Origin of the sequence: Paraburkholderia franconis (assembly GCF_009362735.1) — a bacterium.
GTDB classification, from domain to species: Bacteria; Pseudomonadota; Gammaproteobacteria; order Burkholderiales; family Burkholderiaceae; genus Paraburkholderia; species Paraburkholderia franconis.
This window is the reverse complement of sequence record NZ_WHNP01000008.1, coordinates 230,764-240,274: the sequence shown is the minus strand read 5'-3', so window position 1 is coordinate 240,274 and position 9,511 is coordinate 230,764. Positions and strand designations below refer to the sequence as shown.

At 62.7% G+C, this 9,511-nt stretch carries 10 protein-coding genes; 7 read left to right on the top strand and 3 right to left on the bottom strand.

Annotation, left to right across the window (positions count from 1 at the left end; translation table 11 throughout):
- On the top strand, nucleotides 1–1,133 hold a 1,133-nt coding region (locus GCT13_RS11860), incomplete at its 5' end, for a polyhydroxyalkanoate depolymerase (protein WP_152758078.1).
- Between the two features lie 91 nt (nucleotides 1,134–1,224).
- On the opposite strand, the gene GCT13_RS11855 is transcribed toward GCT13_RS11860, so the two are convergent.
- A complete protein-coding gene (locus GCT13_RS11855; RefSeq protein WP_152758076.1) occupies nucleotides 1,225–1,857 on the bottom strand; it encodes a TetR/AcrR family transcriptional regulator in 633 nt (210 codons plus the stop codon).
- Nucleotides 1,858–2,266: 409 nt separating this feature from the next.
- Between GCT13_RS11855 and rsxB the strand changes: the two genes are divergently transcribed.
- The 3 genes from rsxB (at nucleotide 2,267) to GCT13_RS11840 (ending at nucleotide 4,452) form a co-directional block, all read left to right on the top strand.
- Nucleotides 2,267–3,163, top strand: coding sequence for an electron transport complex subunit RsxB (rsxB, locus tag GCT13_RS11850; RefSeq protein WP_321574295.1), 897 nt, complete (start codon nucleotides 2,267–2,269; stop codon nucleotides 3,161–3,163).
- Between the two features lie 9 nt (nucleotides 3,164–3,172).
- A complete protein-coding gene (nth, locus tag GCT13_RS11845; protein ID WP_152758072.1) occupies nucleotides 3,173–3,817 on the top strand; it encodes an endonuclease III in 645 nt (214 codons plus the stop codon).
- Nucleotides 3,818–4,017: 200 nt separating this feature from the next.
- Nucleotides 4,018–4,452 (top strand): DUF1841 family protein, encoded by a 435-nt coding sequence (locus tag GCT13_RS11840; RefSeq protein ID WP_087734500.1) that lies wholly within the window; start codon nucleotides 4,018–4,020, stop codon nucleotides 4,450–4,452.
- Between the two features lie 117 nt (nucleotides 4,453–4,569).
- Here the strand turns inward: GCT13_RS11840 and GCT13_RS11835 are convergent, their stop codons facing one another.
- Complete coding sequence (locus GCT13_RS11835) at nucleotides 4,570–4,956, bottom strand: c-type cytochrome (protein WP_152758070.1); 387 nt, start codon at nucleotides 4,954–4,956, stop codon at nucleotides 4,570–4,572.
- A 110-nt stretch (nucleotides 4,957–5,066) separates the two neighbouring features.
- On the bottom strand, nucleotides 5,067–5,435 hold the full coding sequence (locus GCT13_RS11830; protein ID WP_087734498.1) for a c-type cytochrome: 369 nt from the start codon (nucleotides 5,433–5,435) through the stop codon (nucleotides 5,067–5,069).
- Between the two features lie 495 nt (nucleotides 5,436–5,930).
- On the opposite strand from GCT13_RS11830, the gene GCT13_RS11825 reads away from it, so the two are divergent.
- The 3 genes from GCT13_RS11825 (at nucleotide 5,931) to GCT13_RS11815 (ending at nucleotide 9,404) form a co-directional block, all read left to right on the top strand.
- Nucleotides 5,931–6,773, top strand: a complete 843-nt coding sequence (locus tag GCT13_RS11825; RefSeq protein WP_152758068.1) for an AAA family ATPase — start codon at nucleotides 5,931–5,933, stop codon at nucleotides 6,771–6,773.
- Between the two features lie 36 nt (nucleotides 6,774–6,809).
- Complete coding sequence (locus tag GCT13_RS11820; RefSeq protein ID WP_152758066.1) at nucleotides 6,810–7,985, top strand: vWA domain-containing protein; 1,176 nt, start codon at nucleotides 6,810–6,812, stop codon at nucleotides 7,983–7,985.
- A 204-nt stretch (nucleotides 7,986–8,189) separates the two neighbouring features.
- Nucleotides 8,190–9,404: a benzoate/H(+) symporter BenE family transporter gene (locus GCT13_RS11815; RefSeq protein ID WP_152758064.1), complete on the top strand. Its 1,215-nt coding sequence runs from the start codon at nucleotides 8,190–8,192 to the stop codon at nucleotides 9,402–9,404.
- The last annotated feature ends 107 nt before the right edge of the window (nucleotides 9,405–9,511 follow it).

Genomic DNA, 9,511 nt, shown 5'->3' with positions numbered 1-9,511 from the left:
TGTACCGCCTCGGCAAGGATTACGAAAAGCCCGAGTTCAACCTGCATCAGATCGTCAAGGACGGCCGCAACATTCCCATCGTCGAACAGACGATCGTCGAAAAGCCGTTCTGCCGTCTGCTGCGCTTCAAGCGCTATTCCGACGACAGCGACGCCGTCACGCAACTCAAGGAAGAGCCCGTCGTGCTGGTGTGCGCGCCGCTGTCGGGCCACCATTCGACGCTGCTGCGCGACACCGTGCGCACGCTGCTGCAGGACCACAAGGTGTACATCACGGACTGGATCGACGCGCGCATGGTGCCGCTCGAAGACGGCTCGTTCGATCTGGACACTTACATCGCGTACATCCAGGAATTCATCCACCACATCGGCGCGAAGAACCTGCACGTGATCTCGGTGTGCCAGCCAACGGTGCCCGTGCTCGCCGCCATCTCGCTGATGGCGAGCCGCGGCGAAGACACGCCGCGCACGATGACGATGATGGGTGGCCCGATCGATGCTCGCAAGAGTCCCACGTCCGTCAATTCGCTTGCGACCCAGCATTCGTATGAATGGTTCGAGAACAACGTGATCTATAACGTGCCTTCGAACTATCCGGGCTTCGGCCGCAAGGTGTACCCGGGCTTTCTGCAGCACACCGGCTTTGTCGCGATGAATCCGGAACGCCACGCGGCGTCGCACTGGGACTTCTATCAGAGCCTTCTGCGCGGCGATGAAGAAGATGCCGAAGCGCACCGCAGTTTCTACGACGAATACAACGCGGTGCTCGACATGGCCGCCGAGTACTATCTGCAGACGATCAGAATCGTGTTCCAGGAATTCCGTCTTGCCGAAGGCACGTGGGTCGTGGACGGCGAACCGGTGCGTCCGCAGGACATCCGGAAGACGGCCCTCTTCACGATCGAAGGCGAGCTCGACGACATCTCGGGCGACGGCCAGACGCGCGCCGCGCACGATCTGTGCACAGGCATTCCCGAGAAGAACCGCCGCCACTTCACCGCGGAAAAGTGCGGACACTACGGCATTTTCTCGGGCCGCCGCTGGCGCACGATCATCTATCCGCAGTTGCGCGACTTCATCCTCGAGCACGGCGCCAGGAGCGCGCGCAAGACGGAAGAGCACATCGAAGCCTGACGCGATGGGTTCACCTGCATTGCGCCGATTGGCGGGATGCAGCAAATAGCAAAACGGCCTCTCACGAGGCCGTTTTTCGTTGGGACGGAGCTTAACGCCGCATCAGATACGCGAGCAGGATCTCGGTATTCATCTGAACGACTTCGCTGCGCTCGCCGGCGGTGCTGAAGTCGCGGCCGAGCGTCGCTTCGAGCGTGAAGCGATTCGACACAATGTAGTAGCCCATGCCTGAGAGCGTCACGTAAAAGCGCAGCGGATCGACGTTGGTGCGAAAGAGCCCCGCGCGCTGTCCGCGTTCAAGAATCGAGCCCAGCGTGGCGACGATCGGCGAAATCATTTCACGGATGCGCGTGGACTTCTGCATATAGCGCGCCTCGTGCAGATTCTCGTTGTTCACGAGTCTCAGCAACTCGGGATGGTCGCGATAGTAGTCCCACACGAAATGCGCAAGACGCGTCACGGCTTCGACCGGCGCAACGCCTGCGAGATCCAATGTGCGCTCGGCTTCCGTGAGCGCGCTGAATGCGTGCTCGAGAACTGCCGTGAATAGCTGCTCCTTGCTACCGAAGTAGTAGTACAGCATGCGTTCATTGGTCTCCGCGCGGCGGGCAATCTGATCGACGCGCGCGCCGAACAACCCACCATTCGCAAACTCTTCGGCCGCCGCGAGCAGAATGCGGCGACGGGTGCCTTCAGGATCTCTTTTGATTTTCGGCTGATTCATGGTGGCATGTGCTTTGTGAGCCGCGTTATCCGGATCGCCCGCCGTCCTCTTGCATGGCCTTGCAACGGCGGCGCTGCGCGGGCTGGTTGGTGGAACACCCTCCTGCGGTCATACTAAAAAGCGTTTTGATTATGGCACATGCTTCAGTAATAACAACTGGGGAAATCGGCGATAATGTGCTTTTGACCGATTGCCGATTGCACTCGCCGCGACGCTCTCATTTTTGAGAACTTTATTGAGAACATTAACGCGGTTCGCGCACGATCTATGCTCGCCATTGCCTGAATTTCAGCGCGAGTTTCTGAGCTGGATGCGGTCGCACCGTTGAAGTCGCACCCATCGGAGCGCGCGTGACAGCAATGCGAGCAATCGGCGACAGCAAGCCCCACGAAGTCCCCGCGTCTTGACCGTGACACATTCCCAAACACTCGCCGACCGCATCGAAGATTTATTGCCGCAGACGCAGTGCACGAAGTGCAGCTATCCGGACTGCCGCGCTTACGCCGAAGCGATCGCGGACGGCAAAGCGAACTACAACCAGTGCCCGCCAGGCGGCGCCGAAGGTGTCGCACGGCTTGCCGCATTGCTCGGCAAGCCGGTGATCCCCATTAATCCCGAGAACGGCGTCGAGCGCCCGCGCCCTGTCGCATTCATCGACGAGAACCTGTGCATCGGGTGCACGCTGTGCATGCAGGCGTGTCCCGTCGATGCCATCGTCGGCGCGCCAAAGCAGATGCATACGATGGTCGCCGAACTGTGCACGGGCTGCGACCTGTGCGTGCCGCCCTGTCCCGTCGATTGCATCGCGATGATCCCCGTCACCGGCGACAAGACGGGCTGGGACGCGTGGACGCAGCAACAGGCCGACGCCGCCCGCGCACGCCACGACCGTCGCCAGGCGCGCCTCGCCGCCGAACGCGATGCCGCCGAAGCGCGCGCTGCGGCAAGGCGCGCGTCGAGTGCAGCGGCTGTCGCTGAATCGCCAGCGCCGACCGTTGGCCCGCGCCCAACAGAAGCGTCGGCTGCAACGACGCAAGCCACGGCCGCGCCAACACCTGCGCGCGCCCCCGCCGACGACGCCGAAGCGAAAAAACGCGCGATCATCCAGGCCGCGCTCGAACGCGCGCGCAAGAAGAAGGAAGAAAACGCAGCGCAAGGCCTGGGGCCGCAGAACACGACGAACGTGAGCGCCGAAACACAGGCGCAGATCGATGAAGCTGAAGCGCGTCGTCGTCGGCTTGGCATTGCGCAGGGCAACTCCGAATCGGCACCCAAGCCGGACAACGATCATCCTGAAAAGCCCTGACCTCGCCGAATGAATACGAACAAACGACGCGCGATCTACGAGACGCTTCAGAGCCTGAATCCGCATCCGACGACAGAGCTCGAATACTCGACGCCATTCGAGTTGCTGATTGCCGTGATGTTGTCCGCGCAAGCAACGGATGTATCGGTGAACAAGGCGATGCGCCGGATGTTTCCCGTCGCCAATACGCCGCAGAAAGTACTCGACCTGGGCGAGGAAGGCGTCGCCGGTTACATCAAGACGATCGGCCTCTATCGCACGAAAGCGAAGAACGTGATCGCGACGTGCCGCATCCTGCTTGATCAGTACGGCGGCGAAGTGCCGGAGGACCGCGAAGCGCTGGAGAGTTTGCCGGGCGTCGGCCGCAAGACGGCGAACGTCATTCTGAACACGGCGTTCGGCCATGCGACGATCGCCGTCGATACGCACATCTTTCGTGTTGCCAATCGAACGGGGCTTGCGCCCGGCAAGGACGTGCGCGCCGTCGAGCTGGCGCTGGAAAAGTTCACACCGGCCGAATTCAGACACGACGCGCATCATTGGCTGATTCTGCACGGGCGGTATGTGTGCAAGGCGCGTCGGCCGGAGTGCTGGCACTGCGTAATCGAGCCGCTGTGCGAGTTCAAGCAGAAGACGCCGCCGCCCGATCTTTGAGCTTTTGCACCTCTTTCGTATCCACAGCGAGCGTATTTCGCTGCAACCCCGTCCCGCCGTGCCTCCTCGAGCCGCCCATCAGCGGGCAGCACGGTCGCAGCGTAAAATAAGCGCCTGCGTGCGCGGTCCGTCGTCGACGGCCTGCAATGCGCGCGTCGCCGTATCCGGCTCCACTCGCTCTCACCGCCCGAAGTCCATCGATGTTCAATCCCAGCCGCGACGAAGTCCGCCGTTTTTTCACTGACACCTGGCGCAAGCAGCGCGCGGGTGAAATCCTGACGCCGCTCGAAGCGATCGCCGCCGACTGGATCGTCGAGCACCCCGAATATCACGCCGATCTCGCCGACCCCGACGCCGCATCGGCACAGGACTATTCGCCCGAGCGCGGCCAGACCAATCCGTTCCTGCATCTGTCGATGCATCTCGCCATCAGTGAGCAACTGTCGATCGATCAGCCGCCCGGCATCCGCGCCGCGCACGACCGCCTCGCCGCGCGCCTCGGGTCGACACACGACGCGCAGCACGCAATCATGGAGTGCCTTGGCGAAACGATCTGGGAAGCGCAGCGCACGAACACGCCGCCCGATACGGACGCGTATCTGCAGCGTATCGAGCGCCGCGCGTCGCGCGATTGAACACCTGACGCGCACGCGTCGCATCCGTCACGCGCGACGTCCGTCGCACCAAAGCAAACACCCCGCGTATGCGGGGTGTTTGTGTTTGTCGCGAACCGTCAGCAGATGTCGTGCCGATTACTTCTTCTGCACGAGATCGCCATTCAGCGATTCGATGTAGGCCGCGAGATCTTTCATGTCGTTCTGCGACAGGCTTTGCACCTGCGCCTGCATGATCGCGTTGTTGCGGCCGAGATGCGGATTGCCGTTGCCCATCTGATACTGGCGCAGCGCCCAGTAGATATAGTCGGCATGCTGGCCCGCGAGCTTCGGATATTCGGGGCTCACCGGCTTGTTCAGGTTCGGGCCGTGGCAAGCCGCGCAATTGTGGCTCTCCGCGAGCACCTTGCCGTTGCCGGCATCCGCCGCGCGCGCCGCATTCGAAGCGACGACGAAACCGGCCAGCGCAAGCGTCGCGCATGCCGCCTTGACCACGGTATGAAGTGCGTGTGGGTGCTTCTTCATGAATTCTCCTGTGTCGACGGGGGCGCTTTAGCGCTTACTTCCGTCCCATGCAATCTGATTGCGACCCGCGAACCGGACGAGCAAATGAGCCGCCTTGGTCGGGACGATGATCACTTGTCGGGATTGTTCTTCGAAGAGGAAGTCTGCGACGCGTAGTACGCGGCGATGTCCGCGATGTCCTGATCGGACAGCGACGTCGCGACAGCGTGCATCGTTTCGAAATGGCGATCGCCCTTCTTGTACGCGTGCAGCGCGTTTTCGAGGTACGTCTGATTCTGGCCGCCCAGCATCGGCACCCGATACACCTCGGGGTACGCCGTACGATAGTCAGGAATACCGTGACAGCCGATACACATCGCGACCTTGCCCTGGCCCGCCTTGGCATTGCCGACGATATCCGCTGCCTGCACAGTTGACGCTAAGCCCGCGAGCACCGACATCGCTGCGATCACGACATGTTTGCCGACGAATTTGTTCATAGCTCTTCTAACCTGGCTTGAGGGGAAACGGGCGCCCGAAAAGGCGACGGCCTGCGCCGTTTTACTTGTCGGGTTGCCACGCAGGCCAAAAAAATCGGCCCAATTGTACCGCGACGCCGCGCCGGGCGTCCACCGGGCGGGAGCCCTCACCCTTTGCCGCCAAAGCGCCGCAGCGAGCGGCGCGCAGCGCACGGCTCAGGCGCCTTAGCGCATTTGACGCGCGCCGGTGCGCGGCACATTGTCGCAGGTCGAATAGGCAGCCCGCGTAGGCTGTACGACAGGTTTCAACTGCCAATTCCCGCGCGCCCCGACCACACATCCGCCGCTTTTTCGAGCATTGCACCGCACCCCGCACGACACCTTACGCCGCTCGTCCGAACGTCGGGGCACGCGTTCTGCGCCCCGTGCGACGCGGCTGACACCATACTGGAGCGCGATTCAGCGCAACAGGGCTTCTGACTTATACTGGAATTTTTCCCGAACGGGCGTCCAGTCATGCGTTTCGAAGGCTCATCGCAATACGTCGCCACCGACGATCTCAAGCTCGCGGTCAATGCCGCGATGACGCTCAAGCGCCCACTGCTTATCAAGGGCGAGCCGGGCACGGGCAAGACCATGCTGGCGGAGGAAGTCGCTGCTGCCCTCGGCATGCCGCTTCTGCAGTGGCACATCAAGTCCACGACGAAGGCGCAACAGGGCCTGTACGAATACGACGCCGTCTCGCGTCTGCGCGATTCGCAGCTCGGCGACGAGCGCGTGAAGGACATCCGCAACTACATCGTCAAGGGCGTGCTGTGGCAGGCGTTCGAGTCGGACCAACAGGCGGTGTTGCTGATCGACGAAGTCGACAAGGCCGACATCGAGTTTCCGAACGATCTGTTGCGCGAGCTCGACCGCATGGAGTTCTACGTGTACGAGACGCGCGAGCTCGTGAAGGCGCAGCACCGTCCGCTCGTCATCATCACGTCGAACAACGAGAAGGAGTTGCCCGACGCATTTCTGCGCCGCTGCTTCTTCCACTACATCAAGTTCCCCGATCCCGCGACGATGCAGCAAATCGTCGAAGTCCACTATCCCGGCATCAAGCAGGACCTGCTGCGCGCTGCGATGGAAAGCTTCTTCGAATTGCGCAACGTGTCGGGCCTGAAGAAGAAGCCCTCCACGTCCGAGCTGCTCGACTGGCTGAAGCTGCTGCTCGCCGAAGACATTCCGCCCGAAGCGCTGCGCTCGAAGGACCAGAAGCAGATCGTGCCGCCGCTGCACGGCGCGCTGCTGAAGAACGAGCAGGACGTGAGCCTCTTCGAGCGGCTCGTGTTCATGAACCGCAATAACCGCTGATAGACGCATCGGCGCGGAAAGCCCGGAGACGACGGCATGCTGATCGATTTTTTCTACACGCTGCGCGCCGCGAAGCTGCCCGTTTCCGTGAAGGAATACCTGACGCTGCTCGAAGCGCTGAAGGAAAGCGTGATCCAGCCGTCGCTGGACGAGTTCTACTACCTCGCGCGCATGACGCTCGTGAAGGACGAGCAGTACTTCGACAAGTTCGATCAGGCGTTCGGCGCGTATTTCAACGGCGTCGCGCAGAAGTCCGATCTCGCGTTCGACGTTCCTCTCGACTGGCTGAAGAAAAAGCTGCAACGCGACCTGAGCGCCGAAGAAAAGGCGCAGATCGAAAAGATGGGCGGCCTCGACAAGCTGATGGGGCGCCTGAAAGAACTCTTCGACGAACAGAAAGGCCGTCACGAAGGCGGCAGCAAATGGATCGGCACGGGCGGCACCTCGCCGTTCGGCAACGGGGGCTACAACCCGGAGGGCATTCGCATCGGCGGCGACTCGTCGGGCAACCGGACGGCCGTCAAGGTGTGGGATCAGCGCGCCTATCGCGATTACGACGATCAGGTCGAGATCGGCACGCGCAATATCAAGGTCGCGCTGCGCCGCCTGCGGCGCTTCGCGCGCGAAGGTGCCGCCGAAGAGCTCGACTTGCCCGACACGATCCGCAGCACGGCCGCGAACGCCGGCTGGCTCGACCTGAAGATGGTGCCTGAGCGGCACAACAACGTGAAGGTGCTGATGCTGCTCGACGTCGGCGGATCGATGGACGATCACATCAAGCGCACGGAAGAACTGTTCTCGGCCGCGAAGGCCGAGTTCAAGCACCTCGAGTTCTACTACTTCCACAGCTGCGTCTACGACTTCCTGTGGAAGAACAACCGCCGCCGGCACGTCGAGCGGCTCGCGACGTGGGACATGCTTCACAAGTTCACGCCCGACTACAAGCTGATCTTCGTCGGCGACGCGACGATGAGCCCGTACGAGGTGCTGCAGCCGGGCGGCTCCGTCGAGTACAACAACGCCGAAGCGGGCGCCGTGTGGCTGCGCCGGATCGCCGATCATTTCCCGCATCACGCATGGCTCAATCCCGAGCCTGAAGGCTTGTGGGAATATCGGCAGTCGGTTTCGGTGATCCGCGAAGTGCTCGGCCACCGGATGTACCCGCTCACGCTCGCCGGTCTCGAAACCGCGATGCGCGTGCTAAGCAAGTAAACTCCACCGATCTTCGACGTCCGAACGCGTGGCGACGATAGCGGGCACACTGCGCCCGTTCAATCTTTGTTTGCGCACCGCACGGCAACGGCGCCGCAACAACGCACCACCTATAACGCACCGCCATAACACACCACCACAACGCATCACCCATAACACACCGCAACAACGCACCACCAGAACACACCACAAGAGACACGCAGGATGACCACCCCTTCTTCCCCCGATTTCTCCACGGCCACGCGCACGCCGCTCAGGCCGTTCACCGACACGTCGCTGTCCGCGCTCGTGGCCGGCTTCGTCGCAATGATGACGGGCTACACGAGTTCGCTCGTGCTGATGTTCCAGGCCGGCCGCGCCGCGCATCTGACCGATGCGCAGATTTCTTCGTGGATCTGGGCGCTGTCGATGGGCATGGCGCTGTGCACGATCGGACTGTCGCTGCGCTTTCGCGCGCCCATCGTGATCGCGTGGTCGACGCCGGGCGCGGCGCTGCTCGTGTCGTCGCTGCCGCACGTCGCGTATCCGGAAGCAATCGGCGCATTCATTGTCTGCGCGCTGCTGCTGACCATCGTGGGCCTCACGGGCTGGTTCGATACGCTGATGAAAAAGATTCCGGCGGGCATCGCGGCGGCGCTGCTGGCGGGCATCCTGTTCGAGATCGGCATCGAGATTTTTCGCGCCGCGCAATTCCAGACGGCGCTCGTGCTCGCGATGTTTTTCACCTACCTCGCGGTCAAGCGTTTTGCGACGCGCTATGCGATCCCCGCGACGCTCGTGGTCGGCACGGCCGTTGCAGGCGCGCTCGGTCTGCTCGACTTCAGCGCTTTCCGCGTGGCGTTCGCCGTGCCCGTGCTGACTGCGCCCGCGTTCTCGCTGTCGGCAATCGTCAGCATCGGCATTCCGCTGTTCGTGGTGGCGATGGCTTCGCAGAACGTGCCCGGTATCGCCGTGCTGCGCGCCGATGGCTACCAGACACCGTCCGCGCCGCTGATCGCGACGACAGGCGTCGCGTCGCTGCTGCTCGCGCCGTTCGGCTCGCACGGTGTGAATCTCGCCGCAATCACGGCCGCGATCTGCACGGGCCGCGAGGCGCACGAAGACCGCTCGAAGCGCTACATGGCGGCCGTCTGGTGCGGCCTGTTCTATCTGATCGCAGGGATCTTCGGCGCGACGATCGCGGCCCTCTTCGGCTCGCTGCCGAAAGCGCTCGTGGTGTCGGTCGCGGCGCTCGCGCTGTTCGGCTCGATCATGAGCGGGCTCACGAACGCGATGCACGACGCGAGACAGCGTGAAGCCGCGCTCGTCACGTTCATGGTGACGGCCTCGGGACTCACGCTGCTGTCGATCGGTTCGGCGTTCTGGGGGCTCGTCGCGGGCCTGCTCACGCAATTCGTGCTGAACGCGCGGCGCACATGACAGGGCACGTGCGATGCGCGAAACGCGAACGACCACGCGGCGCTGAGGACAGCCAGCTCCAAAGGCGGAAAGCGCCTAGGCCTATGGCGCGAACGGACGGAGGAGGC

Coding starts and splice junctions, on each gene's coding strand:
- GCT13_RS11835 (WP_152758070.1), bottom strand. CDS start 4,956: ATGAAGAAGCACCCACACGCACTTCATACCGTGGTCAAGGCGGCATGC.
- GCT13_RS11825 (WP_152758068.1), top strand. CDS start 5,931: ATGCGTTTCGAAGGCTCATCGCAATACGTCGCCACCGACGATCTCAAG.
- GCT13_RS11815 (WP_152758064.1), top strand. CDS start 8,190: ATGACCACCCCTTCTTCCCCCGATTTCTCCACGGCCACGCGCACGCCG.
- GCT13_RS11820 (WP_152758066.1), top strand. CDS start 6,810: ATGCTGATCGATTTTTTCTACACGCTGCGCGCCGCGAAGCTGCCCGTT.
- GCT13_RS11840 (WP_087734500.1), top strand. CDS start 4,018: ATGTTCAATCCCAGCCGCGACGAAGTCCGCCGTTTTTTCACTGACACC.
- GCT13_RS11830 (WP_087734498.1), bottom strand. CDS start 5,435: ATGAACAAATTCGTCGGCAAACATGTCGTGATCGCAGCGATGTCGGTG.
- GCT13_RS11855 (WP_152758076.1), bottom strand. CDS start 1,857: ATGAATCAGCCGAAAATCAAAAGAGATCCTGAAGGCACCCGTCGCCGC.
- nth (WP_152758072.1), top strand. CDS start 3,173: ATGAATACGAACAAACGACGCGCGATCTACGAGACGCTTCAGAGCCTG.